Raw genomic sequence first — 26,920 nt, forward strand, 5'->3', positions numbered from 1 at the left:
TAAAGCATGTTTGGGAGGAATGAAGAATGAAATATTCATTATATAAACCAGATCGTCATTGGTCTTCGATAGAGCTTTGGAAGGATGTTACGGAAGAGCAGTGGAATGATTGGATTTGGCAGCTGACAAACACGATTCGAACATTGGATGATTTACGCAAAGTGATTAACCTAACCCCTGAAGAAGAAGAAGGAGTAAAAATCTCAACAAAAACTATTCCACTTAATATTACTCCATATTATGCATCATTAATGAACCCGGATGATCCAAGATGTCCGATTAGAATGCAGTCTGTTCCTATTTCACAAGAGATTGTTAAAACAAGATACGATCTGGAGGATCCTCTCCACGAAGATGAAGATTCCCCAACACCAGGTTTGACACATCGTTATCCTGATCGAGTATTATTTCTCGTGACAAACCAATGCTCCATGTATTGTCGCTACTGTACGAGACGCCGCTTTTCCGGTCAAATCGGGATGGGAGTCCCGAAAAAGCAATTAGACGGTGCAATCAGTTATATAAGAAATACACCACAAATAAGAGATGTTCTCATTTCTGGTGGAGATGGACTTTTGATCAATGATAATGTACTTGAATATATCTTAAAGAATTTAAGAGAGATCGATCACGTTGAAATCATAAGAATAGGTACTAGAGCACCAGTTGTATTTCCACAGCGAATCACAGAAAATCTGTGTAATATTTTAAAAAAGTACCACCCAGTTTGGTTAAATACTCATTTTAATACGTCAATTGAAATTACAGAGGAATCTAAAAAGGCGTGCGAAATGCTTGCGAACGCAGGAGTACCTGTCGGAAACCAATCAGTGATCCTAGCAGGTATTAACGATTCAGTCCCAATCATGAAAAAGCTCATGCACGATTTAGTAAAGATAAGAGTTCGCCCCTATTATATATACCAATGTGACCTTTCAGAAGGCATCGGCCATTTCCGAGCACCTGTTTCAAAAGGGTTAGAAATCATTGAAGGGCTACGTGGCCACACATCTGGATACGCTGTACCGACCTTTGTGGTCGACGCTCCAGGTGGTGGAGGAAAGATTGCACTTCAACCGAATTATCTGATTTCACAAAGTGCGGATAAAGTGATCTTACGCAACTTTGAAGGGGTCATCACATCTTATCCGGAGCCTCAGAACTATGTTTCTGGTAGAGCAGAGGATTATTTCAAGAGTGTATATTCTGACTATGAAAAGTACAAATCAGAAGTAGGAATTTCTGCACTTATGAACGACAGCAAGTTCAACCTCGTCCCGGAAGATTTACAGCGGTTGGACAGAAGAGAAAAATATCAAGAAGACCAGAATCACTCTTCGTTAAAGGATAAACGTCAAAAGCGTGATGAATTGAAAGAGAAAAAATTCCAGGCACAGCAACAAAAATCTGGCGGACTCTCTACTCAAGAAACAGACAAAACGGTAAAGGAGTAGTGATTAGTGGATATGAAATGCGAGTGGTGTGAAGGGAAGGCAAAGGTCGGTGAAAGCTCTGTATATTGGGAACTACCAGATGGATCAAGGGCAATTGAAATTACTAAAACACCTGCCATTATCTGTATGGAATGTGAAATGGTCTATCAGGAAGAAAAGGTGATCAAGGAAATAGAGGATCAGTTGTTTTTAGTGGATACAAAAAATATTGGTAGTTCAATAAGTTTTAATGCACTATTTGAATTACCTAGATTGTTGAAGAGAAATTATTTTGATTTTTCTTCTTAGTTTTATTTATAAATGGCACTCAGAAGTGAGTGCCATTTATACTCTTAAAATAGGTCGGTAACATCCATTGAAGCGGTAACAGCCCCTATAATATCCTCCTTCTCATTTAAAAGTGGTTCACCGAAAACATAATAACAATGGGTACCATCGGACAATGGAAAGCAAATTTTCTTCTTTATTTTGATTCCTTCTTTTATCACGGTTCTTTTGAGATCCATTAATTCAAGAATACCTTGATTCATCGCAAGTTCATCATCTCTTTTTCCAATACTACTATTTGGGTTGAAATCTGGATGAGGATTAAATATCCATGTGTATTTTAGTTCTTTATTGCAGTGGGCAATAATCATAGGAGAATTTTTCATAGCTATTTGGAAAGGCTCACTAAACTCTTTTGTAAAGAAAGCTGAGGAACTAAAACCTAAAACTTTTCCAATACTTTTTGCAACTTCAAAGCTTGGATCACGATGTCCATTTTCAATTTGAGTATAAAAAGCTCTGTTAATAAAAGCTTTAGATGCAACTTCCTCTTGTGTAAAACCCCTTTCTTTTCTTATCTTCTTTAACCAATTTCTCATTTTAATATTCCTTTCTGAACTATAAAATGTGGCAATTAGCCACATTTTATAAAACCATAATATAGTAAGATTGTTTTATAAAAGGGAATTTATAGAAAAAATCTTCTTAAGTAGAAGGTATTGTCTCTTAATATCGTTAACATTTATTACAATCCTTTTATTGGGAGTGAGAGATTTTTGATTAGTAACTATTCTAAAGAAATTATAAACGATATTATATTTGCCTTAGATTCTACCACAATCATAGCCTTTATAGACAGCAGTGGGTATATTAAATATGCTAATCACAAATTTTGTGAGATATCCAAATATAACTATGGAGAATTAATTGGAGAAAAATATCAAATCTTTGACTCTACTTTTCTCTATGGAGATTTTTTTTATGGGTTAGAGGATTCTATTAGTAGTGGTAATGTATTGAAAGGTGATATAAAAACTAGAGCAAAAGATGGTACTTTTTATTGGGTTAATACAACTATCATCCCTTTATTTAATGAACAGAGAAAAGCTTATCAATATGTATTCGTTCAAACTGATATAACAGACCGAAAGAAAACGGAAGAAACGTTACAGGAAACTCTTAAAGAATTGGAAAATTCAAATAAAGAATTACAGGATATTAAAAATGCCTTAGATGATTCATCAATTATTGCTATTACAGATATTACAGGAAGTATCACTTATGTAAATGATACATTTTGTGAAATCTCAAAGTATGATCGGGATGAATTTATTGGTAAGGACCTTAGAAAAATAAACTCAAATCATCATTCAAAAGATTTTTTTAAATGTTTATGGAAAACAGTTAAACGTGGGGAAGTTTGGAAAGGTGAAATTAAAAACAAAGCAAAAGATGGTACCTTTTACTGGGTACAATCAACCATAGTTCCCTTTTTTAATAAACAGGGGAGTCCCTACCAATATGTTTCTATACAACATGATATAACTGACAAAAAAAAGGCCGAAGTTATGTTGCTAAGGTCTGAAAAGCTTTCAGCAATTGGTGAACTGGCAGCAGGTATTGCACATGAGATTAGAAATCCGTTAACTACACTAAAGGGATTTACTATATTCTTAAATAGTATGGAAAGTGATGTTAAGAAGAAGGAATATTACACTCTTTTACTAGAAGAAATTGAACGAATCAATTTTATCGTAGGAGAATTTATGGTTTTAGCAAAGCCGCAAACAATTCATTTGAAACGAACGTCTTTGATCCCTATCATTACAAAGGTATGTAAATTTCTTGAATCTGAACTTAATTTAAATAATGTAGTGATCGAGTTGGTTTGTGAAAATGAGGATGTATATGTAGAATGTGAAGAACACATGATTAAGCAAGTATTTCTTAATTTTATTAAAAATGCCATCGAGGCAATGCCTGATGGAGGTACCATAAAAATAAAGGTATTTATTAATAATAATAAAGTGCAAATCACCTTCATAGATGAGGGAAAAGGGATACCAGAAGATCAAGTCAAAAAGCTTGGAGAACCATTTTTTACAACAAAAGAAAAAGGAAATGGATTAGGGCTAATGGTCTGCTTTAAAATTATTCAAATGCATAACGGTAAAATATTTATTCAAAGTAAAGAAAATAAAGGTACTATGATTGATGTATCTTTACCATATAAAGGTCTTACCTGTAAGTAGATTTTGGTGTGCAATAGCTGTGGGACTCAGCTGAACATGTAAAAGACTTGCCTTTTCCAAAATACCTATAGTAAGGTTACAGGGAAACCATTTGTGAAAGGCGTGTCCTAAATTTTGAGAAAATCGTTCTATCACTTCCTAATGAAATATAGACATCCAGCACCAAAGGATGCCATTAGTCGATTTGCTAATGATGCCTATGTAGATCATAGCTTTCCGAAGACATCAACGGATTACAGTGAATTATCCTCCTATTTGGAGTTAAATGGCCCTTACTTAGAGAGCATGGCTGTATTTGATGATGCATGGGATTTATATATAAATGACTAGGTCATAAGCATATTAAAATAAAAAGGGTTGACACGTCTCTTCTATAAAGAGACGTTTTTTTATTGCTTGCATATACTATTGTAATCAAAACTTTAGACAAACATTTGAGGTGAACCATTGACATGAGTGAAAGAAAAAAACCAAAGTTTAAAATCGGTGATACTGTCGTGGTCACCATGTATGGTACGGTAGGCAAAGTAACAAATCTTAAGTGGCTTGATGGCATGTATGTATATGAAATAAATAAGAGTGAAGGTTTATACATGGAATCAAGTCTCCAAATGCTTTCCGATTATGAAGGTGATCCGATCGAAAGAGAAGAGATTGATATAGAATACAAGTTTTTTATTGGTGATCTTGTCCAGGTGAAAGGTTATGGGGCAGATTTGTTTAAGGTAGTTGGTTTTCGAACAGAAATCTGGCGTTATAAAGAGGATGCATGGGAGGACGTCATTTATGAGCTCTCACGTATCAGTGATGGGGAATGGCTAGAAGTGAATGAAGATGAGTTAACGCTGATTGCCGATGCCGATAGCGCAGATACGTTTATAAAAAAACTTGGACTATTGTATTCACTAGATAAGAAGAAAAAGACTCTTAAACTACCTGAACCAAAAAATGTCTATAGAAAAGCGGAAAGAGAAATATTAAATGAAAAAAAACAATCAAGTGAAATGATTGATGCTTTATTAGACTTGTATAATGACTATCGTATTTTGTATGAAATGTTTCATGACGACGAATATGTAAAAGTCATGAAACTAGTATTAAAAAAACTTCAACAATTAAAGACGAACGATGGAAAAAGCAATGTGTAATCATTTTGAAAAAAAGAAGAAGAAATAAATAAAAAGCGGAATTCCTGTCCAAATAGCTCCTTGATAAAAGAAAGACGTAATCTTCTCAAATGAATTCATTACAACACTTTCTTCACTATTAATATCCTCACTAAATGATTGAAGCAGCTTTGTAAAGTTTGTCATAAGAACTCCTCCTATAATCTTTGTTTGTATTTCATCTTTATGCTTGTCCAACGTAGAACATTCCAAACATAGGAAAAGAAAATTTGAACAAAGGTACCGTATTTTTAAGGGAATTAGCATGAAAAGACTTTATGCATCATACATTTTGAACAAAAGGGGGGCGAGTCAATGAAGGAGATTGAGGTATTCATCGACACAGATGAAATAGCAGAGTTTTTCTTTCAAGAGTTGATGAAGAGGGGCTATGTACCCTCAGAAGGCGAAGTGGAAGAACTCGCTGATATTACTTTCGAATACTTAATCGAAAAATGCATTATAGATGAAGAAATCGAAGATGAATAGCTTATGAAAATCATTGTATAACCCCAATAGAAAGGACGAAGTGATTAGCTTCGTCCTTTCACTATGATTCAGAAATATTGTCGAGGGCAGAATACAAAAGATAATGACGCAACGCGACTAACGTTAAATCATAGTTGGTCACCTCTGGAAGATCATTGAAAAACGATAAAACATCTACCTTTTGCTGAAACCAGTCAACTTTATTGGGATACTTATGTGCTACATCATCCCAAACACTTTCAAGGGTAGGACTAAACAGCTTTTCATTGGCATTCTTAAGCTTCGTAAAGAGGAAATCCCAATAGTCGCTTCTAGAACCTGTGTGCGGGTGATTGTGAGCAAATCTAATGGTTTCTGAAATATATCGTTCTTCGAATAATATTTGATAAAGCTCCTTCCCTAGTTCAACTCGCTTTTTCACAAGTTCAAAATCCTTTACCTTCTTTCCGCTTAGGCGATACCGGTATTTTTTTGAAAGTTTGTAAGGAATAAAGATCGTTGTAAATCCAAGATTTTCTTGTAATTTGTAGGGGAGCTCCTGAAGAAGAGAAGTTGAATCATAAATTCCTTTAATTACTCGTTCCTCTAACATAAATTGTTCATTAATAATCATGGCTACGGTTATTCCCTTTGAGTTCTTTTTTAGATAGAATTCGTTCCAAAAGGGTTGCATAAATGTTGATACATGAAATGCAGATAGAAGGTGAAAAAGTGGTTTTCCTATTCTCTTACTGTGTTCATAAAGAAGTAATTGTGGAAAGGCATCTTGAAAAATGAATGCATTTGATCGTTCGAGGAATAAAAAGTAGCGATTTAATTGAGACTCTGATAGGAAGTCCTTTAAATAATCACTCTTTAAGTCGGTCATGTAATATCCTCCATTACGGGACACGATATGTGCCAGAAAGGACCAGTGAACTTCTTGATTTCTGGTGAAAAACTCATAATATGCTTGGGTTCTCGTGATGTTATTTTTGTTGCACATAAGGGTTTCTTTTGTAATTTGTGCGACGATGTCTTTTTCTTTTTGATTTGTAAAAAGGATCGGCGAAGAGGAAAGCATGTTTAATTGTTCGATAATCTTTGTTTTTTCCTTTAAACTATATATCTCTTTACGTCTTATCAATGGAAGCGTCCAGTGGGAAATTTTTTCATGAAGAATTCCCAAAAAAGGAATAGAAGAAAAATTCATGTTTTGCCGCCTTTCTATGAAACCTTCCAGCTAAAGTAACGTATATATTTATATCAACCATTAGGGGGATTAAGTGATGTTAAAAAAAATTCTAAAGTCAATATTGGGAAGTTCTCATCATCGAAAGTATAGTTCAAGTGATTATTACAAGCGTCGGAATATGCATAAACAGAGCCATTACGGTCATGCACATTACAAAAGAAAACATAAAAGCAGCTTTTTTAGCTCGAAAAGCTTTTTTAGCAGTTAATATCATATATGAAAAAAGGTACTAAAACATGATGCTTTTTAAACCTGTTGTCTTGGCCTTCTCTTCGTTAATTGATAAGGAGCTAGCTGAGGGAGAGAAAATCAATGAGCGTTATGTAATAGAAAAATTTTTAGGCATGGGCAGCTATGGCCATAGTTATCTTGTTTATGATTCCTACTTAGAAAAAAAGGTTGTTTTAAAGCTAGTTCGATTTCATAAAAGGATTACGAAAAAGGGATTACGAATTCATCAGTATGAAATTGACCTATTGAAAAGCTTACAACATACCTCCTTTCCTACTGTTTTTGATGAAGGGATGTGGGGAAGGGTTCCTTTTTTTACAATGGAGTATATCCAAGGGAAAACATTTGAACAGCTTATTTTTACCGACGGACAAAAATTTACCGAAGCAGAGTCTTTGGCATATGGATTGAAGCTTCTTGAACGAATTGAGTATCTTCATCATAAAGGCATTGTCCATAGAGATTTAAGAATTCCAAATTTAATGCTTGAGGGAGAGGACTTAAAAGTAATAGATTTTGGATTGGCGAAATGGTTGTCACATGCTGACAATAAAAAGAGGGAACTTAAAAGCGAGATATCTCCTCAGGCTGATTACTTTCAGCTAGGCCATTTTCTTCTGTTTTTGCTTTATTCTAATTATGAAACAAATGGTAGTGAAAAGGAGCGACCATGGGACGAAGAGTTATCATTGTCATTAGAAACCAAACAGTTAATCAAAAGATTACTTCAAGTAGAGGAACCTTTTGAAACGTATAATGAACTTAAAACTTGTTTCTTACATGCAGTGAATAAAGGGAGGAAAAAACATGTCACTTTTTAATAAAGTATTTGCAAGTATTGGGATTGGCTCAGCAACGGTAGATACGAAGCTTGAAAAAGACGTCTTCGTACCAGGTGAGGAAATCAGAGGGATTGTACAAATAAAGGGTGGAAAGCTTGAACAGCTAATTGATGATATTTATCTGAATCTACATACAAACTATTTAAGAGAGTCAGATGATAAAAAGCATATCGTCAAAGGGGATATTGAGAGGTTCCGCCTTACTCAATCAGTTACAATTGGAGCAAATGAGACAAAAGAAATCCCATTTGTTATTAGGGTGCCGTTTGATACTCCAATTAGCATTGGGCGAACAAAAGTATGGGTAGAAACGGGATTAGATATTAAAAATGCTGTTGATCCTTCAGACAAGGATTATATTAATGTAGTCCCTAATCGACTAATGAAAGGTGTATTAGATACAATTGCTGAACTAGGTTTTCGTTTGAGAGAGGCAGATTGTGAAGAACTTCCATACCGAAAAAGAAGAAGATTACCCTTTGCGCAGGAATTTGAATTCGTCGCTGTTTCAGGATCTTTTAGAGGCAAACTAGATGAGCTAGAAGTGATATTCTTTCCGCAATCAGATGAGCAAATGGATCTTGCTTTACAAATAGACCGAAAAGCAAGAGGATTAGGTGGATTCTTAGCAGAGGCTCTTGAAATGGATGAAACAAATATTCATTTGAGTATCCATAGTAGCGATCTTCCGATTCTAAAATCAAAGCTTGAGTCCATTATTAGACAATATTCTTAACTTTACTACAACGCTTTTTTTGTCAAAGAAGTAACTCGACAAAAAAAGTGTTTTTTTGATGAAGGATTCGACAGTGTAAAAGTCTAATCAAAAAGGGAGTGGATTAAAAAGGGGGGCTTGAGGTTGTTAAAGGAACGGAGCAGGCTATTAAAGAAAACGTATGAAGTAATGATCTTTCAAACACCCAAATTCAGGCAGACTAAAGGGTATAAACAAGTGTACCGTATGAATATAACGGGCCATTCACATCTACATATTTTAGAAGATGTGTTTCGTATATTTAATGTAAAAGACAGCATTCCAAATGATTATCAAGGTCGCTATATGGGAACAGGGGATATTATTTATATTGACGAGGGGAGACAGGGGACTAGTTACTATCAGCTTCAGTCAGGTGGTTGGAAAAAAATAAGCCGAATTCATGTACTTTAACAAGACTGTGGAGACGCTCCGCAGTTTTTTATTTTTAGAGTAAATATGGTATAGTTTATTAGGTGAATATTATATCTGTAAATTAAAACGGGAGTGAATACCAGATGAGTGTACATATCGGCGCGAAAGAAAATGAAATAGCGGAAACAGTTCTTCTTCCAGGAGATCCTTTACGAGCAAAATATATCGCAGAAACCTTTCTCGAAGGTGCTACTTGTTATAATGAAGTTAGAGGAATGCTAGGATTTACAGGAACTTATAAAGGGAAACGAGTATCAGTACAAGGAACAGGAATGGGTGTTCCTTCAATCTCAATTTACATAAATGAATTAATGAATAGCTATAATGTTCAAAACCTCATTCGAGTGGGTACATGTGGGGCGATTCAGAAGGATGTTAAAGTAAGAGATGTGATTTTAGCAATGAGTGCTTCAACAGACTCTCAAATGAATCGATTAACTTTTGGTGGCGTAGACTATGCTCCTACTGCGAACTTTGATCTATTAAAGCGCGCATACGATGTAGGTGTAGAGAAAGGTTTGAACTTAAAGGTAGGAAACGTCTTTACTGCGGACATGTTCTATAACGATAACAGCGAACTTGAAAAATGGGCAAAATACCAAATTTTAGCGATTGAAATGGAAACAGCTGCACTGTATACATTAGCTGCCAAATTTGATCGTAATGCTTTATCGGTTCTAACGGTAAGCGATCATATTCTTACTGGAGAAGAAACGACAGCGGAAGAAAGACAAACCACTTTTAATGACATGATTGTTGTTGCATTGGATGCAGCCATTCAATAAAAAATAGAGCAGCTTCGAAAATTAGAAGCTGCTTTTTCTATTCTCTTTTTTCAAAAAGGATGCTGCATTTTTTTATTGATGATAAAATAGAAATATTGTATTAGAAAAAGAAGATAGGTGGAAATAATGCGTAAATATTTATTATCTATTGCAGGGATTACCCTTTTATTATCCGGGTGCGATTTTAGTAAAATCCCATACGTAAATAACAATCACAAGGAAGAAACAGCAGAGACGGACGAACAGAAGGATAACAAACCTATCGTTGAGCAGGAAAATAACGGTCAAAGTGATTCAACAACAGGTGATGCAGGAGAGTCTACTCAGGATCAGGAAATTCCTGAAGGACCTACTCTAGAGGCCATTTATTTTAACGATGTAAAAGAAGTTAATGGAAAACAAGTAATTCAAAACCCATTGAATGTCCTTGCTCTTGTAAATAAAATGTTTGCTTTACCGGAGAGCTATAATCCTACGGACCTTGTGAAACCGAATGTTTCGTTTTCCTTCGGAGATCAAACGATAGAAAAAAGTTTAATGAGGCAAGAGGCGGCAGTAGCACTTGAGAAAATGTTTGCAGAAGCAAAAGCGAGTGGAATAGAACTATTTGCAGTGTCCGGATATCGATCATACGATAGACAACAGCTTATATTTGATGCAGAAGTAAAAAAGAGCGGTGAAGAGAAGGCAGCGCAAGTGGTTGCCGTACCAGGAAATAGTGAGCATCAAAGTGGACTTGCAATGGATATATCAGCAAAAAGTGCAAACTTAGGTCTTACTGAAAGTTTCGGTGAGACCACTGAAGGAAAATGGTTGGCGTCAAACGCTCATAAGTACGGATTTATCCTTCGATACCCAAAGGGAAAGGAAACCATTACAGGATATCAATACGAGCCTTGGCATTTTCGTTATGTAGGTGTGGACGCTGCGCAAACAATCTTTGAAAAAAATATTACGCTAGAAGAGTACTTTGATATTGTCGAAAAAATTTAATTAACAACTTTAAAATAGTAAAATCTTTGTTAAAACAAATGCAAAGATGTTATTCTAAACAATAAGAACAAGCCTATGGAATGAAAGTGGTGAAGCATTTGGAAAACGAACAACGACCAGAGGAACAAACAGGTTCTAGTAAATCAGCCTATATACAAATAAAGAAATTTCATTTCGTTATGTTGTTGTTTTTAGTGGTCTTCTTAGCAGCTGGTATTACTACGTTTGCACTGGCATTTGGTGATGAAAAAGTAGTGACTGCCGGTACAGAGAGAAAAGAATTTGAAAAGCTATACAATGCTTTTGATACAATCCAAGATAATTACTTCAAAGAAGTTGATGAAAAAAAACTAGTAAACGGGGCAATTGATGGAATGCTTCAATCACTAGATGATCCTTATTCGGACTATATGAATGAAGAAGAAGCATCTAGCTTTCATGAGAGTATATCTTCTTCATTTGAAGGGATAGGGGCCGAAATTCAGGAGAAGGATGGTTATATTATCATCGTGTCTCCTTTAAAGGGATCACCTGCTGAAAAGGCTGGTTTAAAGCCGAACGATAAAGTAGTTTCTGTAGATGGAAAAAACATTCAAGGAATGGGATCCACAGAGGCAGTATTACTTATCCGTGGAGAAAAAGGGACAACGGTTAAGCTAGTCGTACAGCGACCTGGTGTGTCAGAACCGCTTAACTTTTCAATTGTAAGAGATACGATCCCAATTGAAACCGTCTACGGAGAAATGGTAACTGATACGATTGCGAAAGTTCAAATAACGACTTTCTCTGAGAATACTTCTACTGAATTAATTACGATTTTAAATGACCTACAATCCCAAGGGATGAAAGGCCTAGTTCTAGATTTAAGGCAAAATCCAGGGGGGCTTCTAAATCAAGCGGTGGCTATTTCAAGCTTGTTTGTCCCTGAAGGAAAAGTATTGTTTAAGGTTGAGGACCGTGACGGAAATATTGAAGAAGTTAAATCAGAACAAAAGGAAAACCCAGATATCCCATTAGTTGTACTAATTGATAAAGGAAGTGCTTCAGCTTCAGAAATACTAGCAGGAGCGGTGAGTGAATCAGCAAACGTTCCTTTGGTTGGAGAGAAATCATTCGGTAAAGGGACGGTACAAAGAGCTCAAGATTTTGCTGATGGTTCGAATATGAAGTATACAACAGAAAAATGGTTAACCCCAGAAGGAAATTGGATTCATGAAAAAGGAATTGTTCCTGATTATGAAGTAGCAATGCCGGAATACGCAAATATTTCTTATGTTGATCCAGAGCAGGAGCTAAAACTCTCCGTTGCTTCCACTCAAGTAAAAGCTGCCCAGCAAATGTTAAAAGCTCTAGGTTTTGACCCAGGTCGAGTTGATGGCTACTTTGATGAAGCCACTCAAAATGCTGTTATTGAATTTCAGAAACAGCAAAATATTGAGCAAACAGGTATTCTAAAAGGTGAGTCAACCATTTTATTAATGGAGAAACTAAGAGATCTCATTCAAGCAAACGATCCACAGGTTCAAAAAGCAGTAGAACTTCTACAACAAGAAGTAAAGTAATAAGTGAAAGCTTTCCCATTATTCGGGAAAGCTTTTCTTATGTAAAAATGTACAAAACGACAAACACTAATCTTTAAGTTGATAATAAAATTAAGTTCCAGCCGAGGTGAATACAATGAGACGTATGATGGCCGTTTTCCTGATTTTTTTATTAGCAGGCTGTGGTTATTACTCCTCGAAAGAGAACATTGAGAATAATCAACCCAATATGAAAAATAAAACCGTTGAAAACACAAGTGAAGAGATGCCAGTGAAACGGTTTCGTCCATTTCAATCCTATAAAAAGGATGTAAATGTCTTATTACTTGGAGTTGACAGTAGAGGGGAATCATCCTCAAGATCAGATACCATTATGCTTGCCAAATACGAGCCATTAAACAAAAAGGTGAAGCTAGTTTCCTTAATGAGAGATAGTTATGTAACGATTCCCGGACATGATAAAAGTAAGTTGAATCATGCTTATTTTTATGGTGGAGACAAGTTATTAAAAGAAACAATTGAAAAAAATTTCAATGTAAAAATTGATCACGTAGCATTGATTGATTTTCAAGGATTTATTGAAGTGGTAAACATACTTGCTCCACAAGGATTAAAAGTAAATGTATCAAAACCAATGATGAAGGACTTACGTATTTCAGGTGAACCGGGAATGCATGTGCTTAAAGGTCAACAGCTCTTAGATTATGTAAGATTTAGGCATGATGCAATGAGTGATTTTGGGAGAGTAAAGAGGCAGCAGGACGTCATTATTTCTTTAAAGGATCAAGCGGTTGAAACACTTGGTTCATTTGATGGAATTGTAAAATTGCCAGAAATTTTAACTGAGGTCGCTAACCATATGGACACCGACATTGCTCTTAAGGATTACTTAACACTTGGAGCCACTTTTATACTAAACCCTGTATCAAATGTCGAAACATTACGAGTACCAGTTGAAAATAGCTACACAAATAAATATACTAAGCATGCAGGTGAAGTATTAAATATGGATATGCAGAGAAATAAGGACACTATTTCTGAATTCTTATTAAAAGAGGTAAGTGAATAGGGAAGTTGATTATACATCTTCCCTATTTTCCTGAAAAATGTAATTATGGTTATGGGGGAAATTAAGATATGAAACAAACGGAAGTTTATATACTATCGGGGTTTTTAGGAAGTGGCAAGACCACTTTACTGAAGAAACTATTGCAAGCGGAGAAGGAGAGAGGCAGGAAGGTTGCCGTACTGATGAATGAACTTGGAAAAGTATCCATTGATTCTGACGTAGTAACTGACGACGTACCATTAAAAGAGTTACTAGGTGGATGCATTTGTTGTACGATCCAAGATAAACTTGAAGCTCAACTTCAGGAGCTATTAATTACTCATCAACCAGATTGTATATACATAGAAACAACAGGAGCTGCACATCCAGTCGAAACCTTAGATGCTGTGCTATCCCCATTATTTGCAACCCAACTTCATGTGAAAGGGATTCTTACCGTTGTCGACGGTAGACTCTGGTTAGAGCGCCGAACCTACTCTCCTCAAATTCAGCAGTTGATTAAAGAGCAAATCAGACATGCGGATTTAATTGTTATAAATAAAACAGATGAACTAAGTGAAGGTGAAAAGGTACTAATTACAACTGGCATTCAATCTCTTAATGAAAAGGCAAATGTTATTTTAACTACCTACTCTAGTGTGTCAATGAAGCAAATCCAGTCTCTGGCACATCAGAAGAAGCCTTTTTCGAACAAGAGTCATGTTGAAAATGATTTGAAATTGAGTACATTTGTTTATTCGTTTTCAAAGGCCGTTGATTTGGATGCGTTTGAGAGCTTTTTACAAGCTTTACCCGACACGATTTATCGAATCAAGGGGTATGTGAAATTTTCATCTACGTCCTTTCCTTACTTATTTCAGTTTTCGTATGGAATGCCGATCTACATAAAAGAAGAAATGAATATGCCGTTAAATCTGGTATTTATTGGAGAAAACATTCGTTGGAATGAAATTTCTAGAAAGCTTCAGGAGTTGGAAAAAAAGTAACTATAGCAAGGGGAATTGGAAAGCTTGAACAAGTGCCCAAGCTTTAATTGTTTTGATTTTGTCCAAATTTAACAAATGTTCTTTCATCTTCAATAAGTCCGCAAGCTGCACATTGAACTTTATAAGATGGACCCTTGTAAGCCATATGAAATGGAGAAAGCTGCTCTTGTGAGTATTCCTCCATCACGTCACCGGTTTGAGGATCTAGCTTTACTGATTGTGGTTCTTGCTTAATAAGATTAAAACGACTTCGATTCGTTTTACAATTTGGACAACGATAAGGCTCAGCCATTTGTGATTCTCCTTTTTCTTCTTTTATGATGTATATTCTTTCCTTTTTGATATCGAATATGTATTCGAATAATAACAAATAGAATGGTTGTGAAAATAAATGGAGAAAGTGTTAGAAGCATATCGATCTCTTTGGAATAATCGTCTACTTAATGAGGGAGATAGTGAGGACGTGCTTAGAGAGGCAATATCACGTGAACTTAAGGATGAGTTTTCCCATCCTCGAGTTCGAAAACAGCCCCATGAAAAATATTACTTTGCAACAAAAAGGGTGATTGATTCTGACATAGAATCTGAATTAAAAATCGCACTCCTTACCATCCATGTGGAAGAAATGGAGAAGATATTGTCCGTAACAAGGAAGCTTTAGCTTCTTTTGTTACGGAAGTAAGGTAAGTACTGAAAAGAAATGAAGAATGGTCCCAGCAATAACAAAAAGGTGCCAAATGGCATGGTGGAATTTAAACCCTCTCCATACATAAAAAATGGATCCAAAGGTATATAACAATCCTCCGATAACTAGTAAATACCAGCCAGTTGGCTGCATGCTAGTAGAGATCGGCTTATAGGCAAATACTATTAACCACCCCATCACTACGTATAGAGCGGTAGAGATGAATAGGAACTTCTTTACATAAAAGGTTTTAAAAACAGTTCCCCCAATCGCTAATCCCCAAACGATTCCAAACAAAGTCCAGCCTAATGCACCTTTGACTAGTATAAATAAAAAAGGAGTGTAGGTTCCAGCAATAAAAAAGTAGATGGATGAATGGTCGAAGATTTCAAATAAATCCTTTACCCGTCCTTGTGGAAAGCTATGAACCAATGTAGAAGAAATATATAAAAGAACCATTGTTGATCCATATAAAGTAAAGCTAACAATATGCCACACATTTCCGTATAGAGATGAAAAGACAATAAGAAGAACGAGAGCAGTGATGCTAAGTAGGGCTCCAATTCCATGGGTAATTGAATTTGCTATTTCTTCTCCTTTTGTAAAAACATGAGTTTCAGCCAAGATCATCACTCCATTTCGTTATACAACATTATGTTCTTACTTTACTAAAGTTTGACCAACAAATAAAACATTTTAAGATATTTTTGTATTTCACACTTATTTCACACACAAGTCGTATAATAAGCGGTATTCGAACTGTAATGAGGAGTATTATAAAAATGAAAGTAAATAAAGTAATGCTAATTACTATTTGGGCGCTTCTTTTTATCATTTCGGGCTGTTCTAACGATCAACCCGTCATTCCGGAAAATAAGTCGCTAGCTATTACAGTCAACATAAAAGATATGTCACTTTCTTTTGTTGATCTTGAAGAAGCAATAGTAATCGAAACTTGGACAATGGACAAGCCCTATACTGGGGGTGTTTTATTACCAGATAATGATTCTCTTCTTTTATACGGAAAGCAGGTCGAGACAGTTGATATTTACTCTTTACGAACAGGAAAGCTTATTAACAGTTGGGAAACAGGTAGAGGAATTGTCGAAGGTGTTTTGCTGTCTGATAGGGAAGAAATTGCTTTGTCTGATCAAGAAAGACAGTCTGTAAGGTTCTTTCGGTTTGATGGGAAGCCAATCAAAGAAGTAGTTAAAACGGGTAATCCACTAGCATTAATCCCTACTAACTCTCAACTATACGTAGTAAGTTATAATTCCAAAAAGCTTACAACAGTTGATCTTCAAAGTAAAGAAATAACGAGTCAATTTTCGATTCATTCTGCGGCTACTGGGGCGATTATTCAGGAAGATAAGAATGAAATATGGATTGGTGGCCATGGGCTAGGCTCGGAGCTCGAAAGTTATATCCATGTTTATAATAGTAAGACAGGTGAGTTAAAACGGAAAATTTCAGCACCTATTATGCCCATTAATTTATTACATAATAATGACGGGACATTTGCTCTAAGTCATGGTTCTAATAGTCTGTATAAAATATCAGATGAAGGAGTTATACAAGCCAAGATTACTGTGGGAGCAAATCCCTTTGAGATAACAGAGTACAAAGATCAGCTACTTGTAGCGGGCTATGATAGTAATGATATTCATTTCATCACGGAAAAAGATTTAAGCATAGGAAAGTCAGTCAAGGTTGGCAAAGGCCCCTTTCAAATAATCATTAGGGAGATTGACTAATGGATAAGCAAATTCGAGTTCTCATTGTGGATGATGAGGAGGATATGAGGCAGTTACTGAAAATGTATCTTGAGAATGCTGGTATGATTTGTACACTTGCCGCAAATGGCGATGAGACATATAAATATGTTAATGGCAACCTCTTTGACATTATCTTACTGGACATTATGATGCCAGGGGAAGATGGTTTTGTTGTTTGTGAAAAACTTCGTCATGTATCAAACACCCCTATTATTTTTCTATCGGCAAAGGGTGAAGAATGGGATAAAGTGAAGGGACTTAAGCTTGGAGCAGATGACTATATTGTGAAACCGTTTAGTCCAGGAGAACTGGTTGCTAGAATACAGGCGGTTCTTAGAAGAAGTCATACATTTAAGAATGAAAATGAAATGATTAAGTCCGGTATTATTTTCATAGATAAGAATGCTCGTAAGGTAATGGTTCAACATGAACCTATTGTTTTGACATTAAAGGAATATGAAGTACTTCTTTTCTTGATTGAGCACCACGGTCAAGCACTGAGTAGAGAACAACTTCTTGAACATGTGTGGGGCTTAGGTTATAGCGGAAGTCTTCGTACGGTTGATACACATATAAAAACATTACGTATGAAGCTTGGAAAGGCTGATTACATAGAAACAGTCTGGGGAATCGGATACAAGTTTGAGGTGCCTGCTCATGAAATTTCTTCCTAATACCCTGTCAAAGAAATTATGGTTTTTTGTTACAACAACAATAATTATTACCATTGGTTTATCGTTTTTATTATCAAATTATTTTTACGAGAAATTATATGTTGAAAATGTAAGAAGAGGGTTATTGGAAGAAGGAACAAGGCTCTCTGATGAATACGAAGGTGGATCTTTATCAAGTGAATTAATTGAAAAAGTAGAATGGTACAATACAAAGAACGAATCAGAGGTTTTTATTGTTAGTAATCCAAAAGAGTTAAGCGCTTGCTTACCATATGAAATCGATTACGATACAATTATTGGGCCGGAAGAAAGAGATCAGTTACTCGATGGTCAATCTGTAGAAAAAATGGGGTATGAAGAACGTTTTGACCGAGACGTTATGGCCGTGATTGTCCCTTTAACAGATTCGAATCGGCTTGAGGGGATCATATATTTATATGTTCCCTTAGCAAGAATCTCAGAGCTTACAAACGATTTTTCGAGCATTGGTCTGGTGGTCGGATTACTCTTTATTATTATGTCAGTATACATAGGAACAATTTTTGTGAAAAAAATGACAAAACCCTTAGAAATTATGAAAAAGGCCGCTGAAAAAGTAACAGCTGGGGACTATTCAGTTAGAGTGCCTGTCTTTTCTAAAGATGAAATCGGCCAATTAGGAACCGCCTTTAACCTCATGTCTGTATCCATACAAAAAGAAGATGAAAGAAAAAAAGAATTTCTAGAAGATGTATCTCATGAGCTACGAACCCCGATTAGTTATGTGAAGGGGTACAGTGAGGCACTAAAAGCTGGTCTTGTTAAGACGTCCCAAGATCAAGAGAGATACTTAGCAATCATACATAGAGAAGCATATCGAATGGAAAGGCTTGTTGGAGATTTACTTGATTTATCGAGATTTGACTCAGAAGATTTTCGATTAGAATTATGTCCAATACCATTAGCACAGCTTGTTGAGGATTGCCTGGAAAAATACATTCCGACACTTCAACAGAAGGGCTTACTCTTAAACTCCGAACTAGATCCTGATATTATCGTAAATGCTGATGAGGGCAGAATAGAACAGGTGATTCAGAATATCGTAGATAATGCAATTAATTATACGGAGCAAGGTTGTATTACTGTTCTACTTACAAAACATGAAAAAGGGTGTATCCTTTCCATAAAGGATACAGGAATTGGAATTCCTAAGGAAGATATTCAAAGAATCACTCAAAGATTTTTCCGTGTGAATAAAGCAAGAACTAGAAGTGATGGTGGTACGGGACTTGGGTTGGCTATATCCAACAAATTGATTTCACTACATGGTGGCGAACTTGAAATAGAGAGTGACCTTGGAGAAGGAACATGTATTGCCATCATTCTTCCCGTTATATAAAAAATGAGTTAGGTAATATGAAAGGAGTAAAAGTAAATGAAAAAAGGATTAATTTTTATGATGATCACATTTCTAATTATGAGCTTAGTGTCTTGTGCGCAAGAAGAGGATGAGACCCCACAGTTTTTAGATGTACAGCTGACGATTACTCCGGAACATGCTGAAAAAGGGCAGCAGGTTTTATTTGAAGCGAAAGTAACCTATGGGGAAGAAGAGGTAACCGATGCAGATGAAGTTGCCTTTGAAATATGGCGTGCAAACGACGACAATCATGAAAAAATAGAAGTAGAGCATAATGAAAACGGAGTGTACTCTCTAGAAAAGACGTTTGATAGGGATGGAACGTATTTTGTATACGCCCATGTTACTGCAAGAAGTATGCACAATATGCCAAAAAAAGAGTTTGTTGTGGGTACAGCAAGTGAAAAAGAAGAGGACACATCTTCCTCAATGATGGATGAAGAAGAGGACCATAGCGGTCATTAATCCTCTCTTTGTATAACTAAAACGACCTCTTCGTTTTCTTTGGGCAGTGTAATAGTTAATAGCCCATCTGTTAGAGAATAACGTATTCCTTCTTTGGTAATGTGAGAAGGAAGCGTTATTCTTTTTTCGAATGTAAGATGTGGTCTTTCCTTCAAATGATAACGTATGCCCGCTTTCATAGTTTGGCATGTGCCGCTTATGATACAAACATTGTTCTCTAATTTTACATGTATATCAGCTATTTCAATACCAGGTATCTCTGCTTCTAGAATAAAGCCTTCATCCTCTTCATATAAATCACAGCGAGGAAAAGTTTTTTGTTGCAGCTCCATCGTCCACTTCATGGCTGACTCAGCTTCTTTTCTCCAGGATGATTCTAAGTTACTGTCATAATTAAAAAACATCTCATGGTCACCCTTTAATAAATTTCTTTTACATCAATTTCTGAGTACTGAAAATCTGCACTTTTTGGGATTTTTACTTCAAGTACACCATCTTTATATGTTGCTAATCCACCTTTTTTCTTCACTGTTGCTGGTAAGGTGTATACTTGACGATCCGATTCAATTGGGTGATTTTCAATGATCAGCTGATTCGACGTATGACAGACCTTAATTTTCTTAAGACTGTCTTCGTCCTTAATGGGAATCATAGCAAAAACGAAGTCATGTGTTTCAAAAATATGTGCAGAATGAGTGTCCCTTTTTAAAGGGTTCGAATTCTGGTTACTGTGTGAATTTGTAGCAAACTCAGGAGAAAATCCGGCTCCATTCATTCCTTGGCTAAACACTTTACTCATAGTCTCCTGAACGTATTTCTCTACATCCTGAGGTTTCATTCCTTGAAAACTGCCCTTCATTTCCTTACCGAAAGGGAACATATTCCATGGAAACATTTGTACCACCCCTAATTATAAAAAGTCTCCACTACATCTTATGCAATAACATAGGTATGGTTAAATAAGATTTAGACACTTTATATTTGCATTCAAGCAGACTTCTTTTTAGTATATTTATTAGAGAAAACAAAATTTAGTTATTGTGAGGTTATTGATTTGAAATCAAAAACAGCTTTGATTACAGGGGGAGCGACGGGTATTGGGAAGAAAATTGCCGAGGAGCTTGCTCAAAGAGGAATAAATCTCGTTGTTAACTATCGAAGCAGTGAATATGAAGCGATTAACCTTGCAGAAGGATTAATCGCCGAATATGGAATCAGCATTGAACTCATTCAGGGTGATGTTTCTAGTCAGCAGGATTGTATAAAAATTTGTGAATATATCAAACAAAAAAATATAACGATAGATATACTTATACATAACGCGGGGCCTTATATTCATGAGAGAAAAAGACTAACAGATTACTCTGTTGATGAATGGAATTATTTAATCAATGGTAATTTAAACGCGGTGTTCTATTTAACAAAAGATTTACTTCCTAAGATGAGGGAGCAAAAGTGGGGAAGGGTCATCACCATTGGATTTGACCGGGTGGAAACAGCACCAGGCTGGGTTTATCGTTCAGCTTTCGCTGCTGCAAAAACGGGGCTAGCAAGTTTAACAAGAACCCTTTCTCTTGAGGAAGCTGAAAACGGTATTACAGCAAATATGGTGTGTCCGGGAGACATTACTGGTCTTTGGAAAGAGACGAATATACTTGAGGCAACCTCGCAAGTCTCAACAAGTATACCAGTTGGTAGGCCTGGGACGGGAGAAGATATCTCTAGGGTTGTTGCTTTTCTTGTTGATGACCAGTCTAGCTTTATAACCGGTAGTATTATCCCTGTAACAGGAGGGGTGGACGTTCTCGGGAAGGTTCATAATAAATGACTCTTTACAGAATGGTCGAAGAGGTATAGTATATTTTATTATTTACGATATCATTGGAATACTATTCCAATGATATTTTGCGTTTTATATTTTAATAAAAGAAGGGTATTTATGAACAAAACCATAAAATTAACGCCTGCTCAATTATTGATTTTTGTTTTTATCTTTTTTATCTTGTTAGGAACGTTTCTTCTGCTATTACCGTTTTCAACAAATCAACCAATTACCTTTATTGATGCGTTATTTACCACCGTTTCAGCCATGACAGTAACAGGATTAGGTGTAGTTGATACAGGGACACACTTCACATATGTAGGACAATTTATTATCGCATTGCTCATACAGCTTGGTGGATTAGGGATTATGACTTTTTCTGTGTTTATTTTTATTGTTCTAGGAAAGAAGATTGGTTTTAAACATCGACTAATCATGCAACATGCTCTGAACCAAGTAAATATTGGTGGGGTAATAAAGCTAGTCAAGAATTTGTTCTTTTTTTCTATCACCATTGAATTTATTGCCATGATTATTTTAGCGCTTCGTCTTGTTCCTGAATTTGGTTGGAAAAAAGGACTGTTTTCAAGCTTTTTTCATTCTATATCAGCATTTAACAATGCTGGTTTTGCCCTGTGGCCGGATAATCTTATTCAGTTTGTGGGAGATCCTATCATCAATATTATTATTAGTGCTCTTTTCATTATTGGTGGAATAGGATTCACCGTTTTAGTTGATCTAAAGGAAAAGAACTCTTTTTCAAAACTTAGCTTACACAGTAAGTTGATGATCGTAGGGACGTTAGTCATTAATATCGTGTCCATTTTGCTCATTTTTGCGTTAGAGTATAGAAACCCTCATACTCTTGGCGGTTTAACAACGGTTGAAAAGTTTTGGGCATCTTACTTTCAAGCGGTATCACCAAGAACAGCAGGATTTAATACCATTGATATTGGTTCAATGAATGATCCAACGATCTTTTTTATTACCATTTTAATGTTTATTGGTGCTGGTAGTGCTTCCACAGGTGGTGGGATTAAGTTAACTACCTTTATGGTTATTTTGTTTTCCACGTTTTTCTATTTAAAGGGACGAGATGATATCCAAATTTATCGGAGGAATATTCCTTCTGGATATATTGCACGTGTGACAGCAATTGCAATGACCAGTGTGCTTGTAGTGGTACTAGCTGTATTGCTTATTAACATAATAGAACCTATCCCTTTTTTACCATTGTTGTTTGAAGTAGTATCTGCATTTGGAACAGTCGGGTTGTCTATGGGTATAACAGCTAGCTTGACTGTTCTCGGAAAATTGATCATCATCATTGTCATGTTTATTGGAAAAATCGGACCGTTAACATTAATGTTTATGCTTGCAAGACCACAAAAATCGAATTATAAATATCCAGACGAAGAAATATTAACTGGGTGAGGAAAAAAGAAGGATCCTCGGATCCTTCTTTTTTCTTATCATTATTTATAGTAAAATAGTATGAGGTAGTGAAAAAATAGTGAAAGTACTAGGTGAAGGAAATGACAACGTACAAACAATTTATTAAACAACTAATCACCAATTATATCATTGGTTCCTTTTTAGCCGTCTTTGGAGTCGGGGGAACGCTTATGTTTTCAACTATTGATATCACTGTAAATGACCAGTTTTATTTATTATTAATCATGATTCTCTCGGTTATTTGTATGTTCATATGTGAAGCTATTACGTTTTATTATCATATAAAGCCTATTAAAGTTGTATTTACTTCCACTTATGTAAAAGACGAAGAAGTAAGAAAAGGTCTTAGACAGCTATATCAGTTTCCTATCCTTACGGTGAAACGAATTATGCTGCCCCATTTCTTAGGACTATCCATCCCCGCAACATCGTTAGCAGCTATTTTTATTTTGATGGGGAAACTTCACCTCCCCATGATCTATATCCTTTATTCAACTATCGCAGCCATATTTGTAGCGATTCTTCATGCATTAACGGAATTTTATCTCACTCTTCGAGCGATACAACCCATGTCGATAGCGATGAAAGAGATGCTCCAATTAGGTGAAAACTCTTTATTTTTGGAAAATGATATGGTTGTAGCTATTCAGAAGAAATTTCAGTACACCGTATTAATTATTGGGGTTCTCCCTGTCCTCCTTTTCCTTTTAGCAGCACAAATCAAATGGTCGCAACTAACGGGACTAGAAATGCAAGTCTATTGGCAATGGGCCGGACTAATTATTGTTTTTACCGTTATCTATTCCGTATTAGTGTCAAGGTTTATGACAAGAGATATTGAAAGTCCACTTCGTCAACTACAGGAATTAATGGAAAGTGTTAAAAATGAAAACTATAGCTTTATAAAAACAAATGTGTATACAGATGAATTTTCAAAGGTATTTATTGGATTTAATCATATGGTAAATGCTATTAATGAACGTGAATCAACTAATAAACAACTATTAGAAAGTTTTATGACATCTCTTTCAACCACTCTTGATGCGAGAGATCCATACACGTCAGGTCACTCTTCCCGTGTAGCAAAATTCTCCCTTGAGATTGGTCAAGCCCTTGGCTTAGATAAGGATAATTTAGAAATGCTGTATCAAACAGCATTATTACATGACATAGGAAAAATTGGTGTTCCTGACCATGTATTACTTAAAGAAGGGAAATTAACGGAAGAAGAGTTCGCTCATATTAAAGCTCATCCAGTGATTGGAGAGCACATATTAAAGCAAGTACAACCCGCAAGTAAAGTTGCTGGGATGCTACCAGGTATTAGACATCACCATGAACGAATGGATGGAAAAGGGTATCCAGACGGGTTAAAAGGACAAGAAATTCCTCTTTATGGCCGAATTATTGCAGTTGCGGATAGTTTTGATGCGATGACATCTGATCGTCCATATCGAAAAGGAATGATAGAAGAAAAAGCATTAAATATCCTTCTTTCAGGGAGAGGTACCCAGTGGGATAGTGAAGTGGTGGATATATTTATTTCTAATAGGAATCGTATAAAAGAAGAAAGAAGGCCAGCTCGTTAGTTAGAACTGGCCTTCTTTCTATATATTTTTCTTTGTACATAGATCAGACGACTTGATAAACATATAGCGCCAACGGCTAATCCTGAAATGAGGCCAATCCAGTAACCAAAAGCACCCCAATCAGTATAATTGCCTAAATAGTAGCCGAATGGAAGGCCCACTATCCAATAAGAAACAAGTGACATAATAAATGTGATATTAACATCCTTGTAGCCGCGTAGAGCACCTTGAACAGGTGCTTGAATGGCATCAGAAAGCTGGAAAAATAATGCATACAATAAGAAATGTGCCGTTAATTGTAATACTTCATGATCGCTTGTATAAATAGAGGCAATTTCTGTTCGTAATAGAGCTAAAATAATTCCGCATACAAGAGCCATACTAACAGCCATTATTAATCCAATCCAGCTATAGATTTGAGCATCACGGTACCGTTTTGCCCCCACTTCAAAGCCAACAACGATTGTTAGAGCCATGGATATGCTGAGAGGAATCATGTAAAGAAAAGACGCGAAGTTAAGAGCCGCTTGATGAGAAGCAATCGTAACGGTATTAAAGGTACTCATCAAAAGAGTAACAGCTGCAAAAATACTGGTCTCAAAAAATATCGCTAAGCCAATCGGAATGCCAATCATAAGTATTTCTTTCCAAGCTTTTAGTGCTAATGGATAAATCTTACTGAACACATGGAAGGTTGAGAAAGACTCTTTAGTAGTAATAATCCATATCGCAATCCCTGTTACCATCCAATATGTTATGGCCGTCGCATAGCCAGCACCAACTCCCCCGAGCTCAGGAAACCCTAATTTTCCATATATAAGTATATAGTTAAAAATAATATTAATAGGAAGGGAGGAAAGAGCAATAAACATGGTAACTCTAGTTTTTCCAAGTGCATCGATAAATGAACGCAGTACTTGATAGACAAATAGGGGGATAATCCCAAAACTAAGAGCTACTAAGTAGTCATGAGCAATAAGTTCAACAGCTGGTTCAAGACTCATAGATTGAAGAATATAGTCTAATGTAAACGCACCAATGATAAGAACAACTATTGCTAGGGTGATTGATAGATAAACGCCTTGAATGACCTGAAAAGGTATTTCCTTGCGTTTCTTTGCTCCAATTAGTTGGGATACAACTGGAGTTATTGCAAGCAAAATCCCACTTAAACCTGTAAATACAGGAGTCCAAATACTCGTACCAATGGCAACACCTGCTAGATCAATCGGACTGTAATGACCTGACATGGTGGTATCAAAAAAATTCATTGAAAATAAAGCAAGTTGAGTAACGAGAATGGGTAAAAGAATGTACAAAAGTTGGTTGATTTTTTCTTTCTTTGTTTGTGTTTGATTCATCATGTTTTTCCTCAGTTTCTTTTCAAGTAACGATTGAAATTATAACACATTTACTTCTGTTGCCGAACAAATTTTTGACACAAACCTGTCACTAACATGTCATAATATTTTTTAATTTTATGAACAGTTTGATAAGGGTGAATGAAATCTAATTCTATTGTGAAAAATGAAGACAACATCTTTTGAAAGGAAGCGACCTGCATGAATTTCAACTTAAACCGTATTAATCCCAATCAAACTCAGGTAATATACATGGATGGACGTTTTGAAACACTCACAAATGAAGAACTTGATGAGCTGCTTACGACCGACTTTTTGTATCAGGAGGAAATCCCTCAACAACCACAATAAAAGAAACGCTCCTATATTAAAGAGCGTTTCTTTGATGAATTTACGTTTATGCTTCTAATAGGTGTGTTGAATCTTGATGTAATGGTTGTTGCGATTGATGATGACTTTCACGCTTAACATGCAATGTGTATAAATCTTTTGGTATTTCGTATAAGTTATAAAGATCTTCATCTTTGTTTAATTGGTCAAGTAAAGCTTTTCTCGTTTCATTAGCGCAAATCACATAAGGTAATTTCTCTGCTGCTTTTTGCGAGCGTACGTTAACCTTTCTTATTCGCATATAAATGGTCTCTATCCCTAACTCATAAAATAGCTCTTCAAAAAAAGCTTCTTTAGCTATCTTATTGTATCCTTTTCCATGAAATGGTTTTCCTAGCCAGGTGCCAAGAAAGCCTGCATTGTCCTCGATATCAAACAAATTAATTGTTCCTATTGGAGATCCCCATTCATCAAGGATCGTACGAGAGATTATTTCTCCACGTTCTTCTGCTTCAATTGTTTGTTTTGTAATAAATAGATATTCGTCATAACAACGTGCTTTTTGACGCACAAAAGGAAAGACTTCTGGATGCGTCATTAAATCGTAAAGTGCATGGCAGTCGTGAAGCTCGCGCTTCTTGATCATGTGTATCCCTCCAATATGAGGACAGTCCGACTCCATGACAAATAGAGACTCCGATCCTACCCTCGAAATTTTTTGTAGTGCTAAAAAATTTCGGGGTGGGAATCGAACCCACTAGAACCAGATACCTGGTGGCGCACCATTTGCCTTCCCTAGTCTTGCCTATATTTTATTCTAATAAAATAAATTACATATTACTCACTAAAGTATCATACTAAAATTTA

32 protein-coding genes are annotated in these 26,920 nt (G+C 35.9%); 23 read left to right on the forward strand and 9 right to left on the reverse strand.

What is annotated here, in order from left to right; all coding sequences use genetic code 11:
- The first annotated feature begins 26 nt into the window (after window positions 1-26).
- Window positions 27-1,454: a lysine 2,3-aminomutase gene (gene kamA / locus M3175_RS04140; protein WP_251515025.1), complete on the forward strand. Its 1,428-nt coding sequence runs from the start codon at window positions 27-29 to the stop codon at window positions 1,452-1,454.
- A gap of 6 nt (window positions 1,455-1,460) precedes the next feature.
- Window positions 1,461-1,742, forward strand: a complete 282-nt coding sequence (locus M3175_RS04145) for a YokU family protein (RefSeq protein ID WP_371321652.1) — start codon at window positions 1,461-1,463, stop codon at window positions 1,740-1,742.
- 44 nt (window positions 1,743-1,786) lie between these two features.
- Here M3175_RS04145 and M3175_RS04150 read toward each other — a convergent pair whose 3' ends face one another.
- Window positions 1,787-2,320 carry a helix-turn-helix transcriptional regulator gene (locus M3175_RS04150; protein ID WP_251515026.1) on the reverse strand — a complete coding sequence of 178 codons (534 nt, stop codon included), beginning with the start codon at window positions 2,318-2,320 and terminating at the stop codon, window positions 1,787-1,789.
- A gap of 177 nt (window positions 2,321-2,497) precedes the next feature.
- On the opposite strand from M3175_RS04150, the gene M3175_RS04155 reads away from it, so the two are divergent.
- The 3 genes from M3175_RS04155 (at window position 2,498) to yodN (ending at window position 5,121) form a co-directional block, all read left to right on the forward strand.
- Window positions 2,498-3,973, forward strand: coding sequence for a PAS domain-containing protein (locus M3175_RS04155; RefSeq protein ID WP_251515027.1), 1,476 nt, complete (start codon window positions 2,498-2,500; stop codon window positions 3,971-3,973).
- Between the two features lie 114 nt (window positions 3,974-4,087).
- Window positions 4,088-4,303, forward strand: coding sequence for a YozE family protein (locus M3175_RS04160; RefSeq protein ID WP_285852127.1), 216 nt, complete (start codon window positions 4,088-4,090; stop codon window positions 4,301-4,303).
- A gap of 122 nt (window positions 4,304-4,425) precedes the next feature.
- Window positions 4,426-5,121, forward strand: a complete 696-nt coding sequence (yodN, locus tag M3175_RS04165) for a germination protein YodN (RefSeq protein WP_251515053.1) — start codon at window positions 4,426-4,428, stop codon at window positions 5,119-5,121.
- Here yodN and M3175_RS04170 read toward each other — a convergent pair whose 3' ends face one another.
- The gene (locus M3175_RS04170; RefSeq protein WP_251515061.1) at window positions 5,122-5,286 is read right to left on the reverse strand and encodes a hypothetical protein; all 165 of its coding nucleotides are present in this window, start codon (window positions 5,284-5,286) and stop codon (window positions 5,122-5,124) included.
- 168 nt (window positions 5,287-5,454) lie between these two features.
- Between M3175_RS04170 and M3175_RS04175 the strand changes: the two genes are divergently transcribed.
- Window positions 5,455-5,628, forward strand: coding sequence for a YozD family protein (locus M3175_RS04175; protein ID WP_084361903.1), 174 nt, complete (start codon window positions 5,455-5,457; stop codon window positions 5,626-5,628).
- A gap of 61 nt (window positions 5,629-5,689) precedes the next feature.
- On the opposite strand, the gene M3175_RS04180 is transcribed toward M3175_RS04175, so the two are convergent.
- Window positions 5,690-6,820: a DUF2515 family protein gene (locus tag M3175_RS04180; protein ID WP_251515064.1), complete on the reverse strand. Its 1,131-nt coding sequence runs from the start codon at window positions 6,818-6,820 to the stop codon at window positions 5,690-5,692.
- Window positions 6,821-7,098: 278 nt separating this feature from the next.
- Here M3175_RS04180 and M3175_RS04185 point away from each other — a divergent pair, with 278 nt between their 5' ends.
- From M3175_RS04185 to M3175_RS04220, 8 genes are all read left to right on the forward strand, one after another.
- Window positions 7,099-7,914, forward strand: coding sequence for a serine/threonine protein kinase (locus M3175_RS04185; protein ID WP_251515066.1), 816 nt, complete (start codon window positions 7,099-7,101; stop codon window positions 7,912-7,914).
- Window positions 7,901-8,671 carry a sporulation protein gene (locus M3175_RS04190; RefSeq protein WP_251515069.1) on the forward strand — a complete coding sequence of 257 codons (771 nt, stop codon included), beginning with the start codon at window positions 7,901-7,903 and terminating at the stop codon, window positions 8,669-8,671. Before M3175_RS04185 ends, M3175_RS04190 begins: the two co-directional genes overlap by 14 nt.
- 123 nt (window positions 8,672-8,794) lie before the next feature.
- The gene (locus M3175_RS04195) at window positions 8,795-9,103 is read left to right on the forward strand and encodes a YodL domain-containing protein (protein WP_285852128.1); all 309 of its coding nucleotides are present in this window, start codon (window positions 8,795-8,797) and stop codon (window positions 9,101-9,103) included.
- Window positions 9,104-9,207: 104 nt separating this feature from the next.
- A complete protein-coding gene (gene deoD, locus M3175_RS04200) occupies window positions 9,208-9,909 on the forward strand; it encodes a purine-nucleoside phosphorylase (protein ID WP_160549058.1) in 702 nt (233 codons plus the stop codon).
- Between the two features lie 126 nt (window positions 9,910-10,035).
- Window positions 10,036-10,902: a M15 family metallopeptidase gene (locus M3175_RS04205; protein WP_251515072.1), complete on the forward strand. Its 867-nt coding sequence runs from the start codon at window positions 10,036-10,038 to the stop codon at window positions 10,900-10,902.
- An 80-nt stretch (window positions 10,903-10,982) separates the two neighbouring features.
- On the forward strand, window positions 10,983-12,464 hold the full coding sequence (locus M3175_RS04210) for a lmo1851 family serine protease (RefSeq protein ID WP_251515075.1): 1,482 nt from the start codon (window positions 10,983-10,985) through the stop codon (window positions 12,462-12,464).
- Between the two features lie 115 nt (window positions 12,465-12,579).
- Complete coding sequence (locus M3175_RS04215) at window positions 12,580-13,512, forward strand: LCP family protein (protein ID WP_251515078.1); 933 nt, start codon at window positions 12,580-12,582, stop codon at window positions 13,510-13,512.
- Window positions 13,513-13,580: 68 nt separating this feature from the next.
- Complete coding sequence (locus tag M3175_RS04220; RefSeq protein WP_251515081.1) at window positions 13,581-14,498, forward strand: CobW family GTP-binding protein; 918 nt, start codon at window positions 13,581-13,583, stop codon at window positions 14,496-14,498.
- A gap of 43 nt (window positions 14,499-14,541) precedes the next feature.
- On the opposite strand, the gene M3175_RS04225 is transcribed toward M3175_RS04220, so the two are convergent.
- Window positions 14,542-14,790 carry a DNA alkylation repair protein gene (locus tag M3175_RS04225; RefSeq protein WP_119708815.1) on the reverse strand — a complete coding sequence of 83 codons (249 nt, stop codon included), beginning with the start codon at window positions 14,788-14,790 and terminating at the stop codon, window positions 14,542-14,544.
- Between the two features lie 99 nt (window positions 14,791-14,889).
- Between M3175_RS04225 and yoyC the strand changes: the two genes are divergently transcribed.
- On the forward strand, window positions 14,890-15,159 hold the full coding sequence (yoyC, locus tag M3175_RS04230) for a protein YoyC (protein WP_251515084.1): 270 nt from the start codon (window positions 14,890-14,892) through the stop codon (window positions 15,157-15,159).
- 9 nt (window positions 15,160-15,168) lie between these two features.
- Here yoyC and trhA read toward each other — a convergent pair whose 3' ends face one another.
- Window positions 15,169-15,807: a PAQR family membrane homeostasis protein TrhA gene (gene trhA, locus M3175_RS04235; protein WP_251515087.1), complete on the reverse strand. Its 639-nt coding sequence runs from the start codon at window positions 15,805-15,807 to the stop codon at window positions 15,169-15,171.
- A gap of 158 nt (window positions 15,808-15,965) precedes the next feature.
- Between trhA and M3175_RS04240 the strand changes: the two genes are divergently transcribed.
- The 4 genes from M3175_RS04240 to M3175_RS04255 are packed head-to-tail and all read left to right on the forward strand — an operon-like array spanning window position 15,966 to window position 19,496.
- Window positions 15,966-16,937 (forward strand): YncE family protein, encoded by a 972-nt coding sequence (locus M3175_RS04240; protein WP_251515090.1) that lies wholly within the window; start codon window positions 15,966-15,968, stop codon window positions 16,935-16,937.
- On the forward strand, window positions 16,937-17,632 hold the full coding sequence (locus tag M3175_RS04245) for a response regulator transcription factor (protein ID WP_251515093.1): 696 nt from the start codon (window positions 16,937-16,939) through the stop codon (window positions 17,630-17,632). Before M3175_RS04240 ends, M3175_RS04245 begins: the two co-directional genes overlap by 1 nt.
- Window positions 17,616-19,010 carry a sensor histidine kinase gene (locus tag M3175_RS04250; RefSeq protein ID WP_251515096.1) on the forward strand — a complete coding sequence of 465 codons (1,395 nt, stop codon included), beginning with the start codon at window positions 17,616-17,618 and terminating at the stop codon, window positions 19,008-19,010. Before M3175_RS04245 ends, M3175_RS04250 begins: the two co-directional genes overlap by 17 nt.
- Window positions 19,011-19,046: 36 nt before the next feature.
- Window positions 19,047-19,496, forward strand: a complete 450-nt coding sequence (locus tag M3175_RS04255; protein ID WP_251515099.1) for a FixH family protein — start codon at window positions 19,047-19,049, stop codon at window positions 19,494-19,496.
- Here the strand turns inward: M3175_RS04255 and M3175_RS04260 are convergent.
- Together M3175_RS04260 and M3175_RS04265 are read right to left on the reverse strand one after the other, a co-directional pair.
- Window positions 19,493-19,900: an Hsp20/alpha crystallin family protein gene (locus M3175_RS04260; protein WP_251515101.1), complete on the reverse strand. Its 408-nt coding sequence runs from the start codon at window positions 19,898-19,900 to the stop codon at window positions 19,493-19,495. The two genes, M3175_RS04255 and M3175_RS04260, sit on opposite strands and share 4 nt — an antisense overlap.
- A gap of 14 nt (window positions 19,901-19,914) precedes the next feature.
- Window positions 19,915-20,391, reverse strand: a complete 477-nt coding sequence (locus tag M3175_RS04265) for an Hsp20/alpha crystallin family protein (RefSeq protein ID WP_251515104.1) — start codon at window positions 20,389-20,391, stop codon at window positions 19,915-19,917.
- A gap of 159 nt (window positions 20,392-20,550) precedes the next feature.
- Between M3175_RS04265 and M3175_RS04270 the strand changes: the two genes are divergently transcribed.
- From M3175_RS04270 to M3175_RS04280, 3 genes are all read left to right on the forward strand, one after another.
- Window positions 20,551-21,324 (forward strand): SDR family oxidoreductase, encoded by a 774-nt coding sequence (locus M3175_RS04270; protein WP_251515106.1) that lies wholly within the window; start codon window positions 20,551-20,553, stop codon window positions 21,322-21,324.
- A gap of 111 nt (window positions 21,325-21,435) precedes the next feature.
- Entirely contained in the window at window positions 21,436-22,752 is a 1,317-nt protein-coding gene (locus tag M3175_RS04275) for a TrkH family potassium uptake protein (protein WP_251515109.1), read from the forward strand.
- A gap of 101 nt (window positions 22,753-22,853) precedes the next feature.
- On the forward strand, window positions 22,854-24,362 hold the full coding sequence (locus M3175_RS04280) for an HD domain-containing phosphohydrolase (protein ID WP_251515112.1): 1,509 nt from the start codon (window positions 22,854-22,856) through the stop codon (window positions 24,360-24,362).
- Here the strand turns inward: M3175_RS04280 and M3175_RS04285 are convergent.
- Window positions 24,359-25,723: an MATE family efflux transporter gene (locus M3175_RS04285; RefSeq protein ID WP_251515322.1), complete on the reverse strand. Its 1,365-nt coding sequence runs from the start codon at window positions 25,721-25,723 to the stop codon at window positions 24,359-24,361. The two genes, M3175_RS04280 and M3175_RS04285, sit on opposite strands and share 4 nt — an antisense overlap.
- 201 nt (window positions 25,724-25,924) lie before the next feature.
- Between M3175_RS04285 and M3175_RS04290 the strand changes: the two genes are divergently transcribed.
- On the forward strand, window positions 25,925-26,074 hold the full coding sequence (locus M3175_RS04290; RefSeq protein ID WP_251515115.1) for a hypothetical protein: 150 nt from the start codon (window positions 25,925-25,927) through the stop codon (window positions 26,072-26,074).
- A gap of 46 nt (window positions 26,075-26,120) precedes the next feature.
- Here M3175_RS04290 and M3175_RS04295 read toward each other — a convergent pair whose 3' ends face one another.
- Window positions 26,121-26,699, reverse strand: coding sequence for a GNAT family N-acetyltransferase (locus tag M3175_RS04295; protein WP_251515117.1), 579 nt, complete (start codon window positions 26,697-26,699; stop codon window positions 26,121-26,123).
- Window positions 26,700-26,920 lie beyond the last annotated feature (221 nt).

Source organism: Robertmurraya korlensis (assembly GCF_023715225.1).
Taxonomy (GTDB): Bacteria; Bacillota; Bacilli; order Bacillales; family Cytobacillaceae; genus Robertmurraya_A.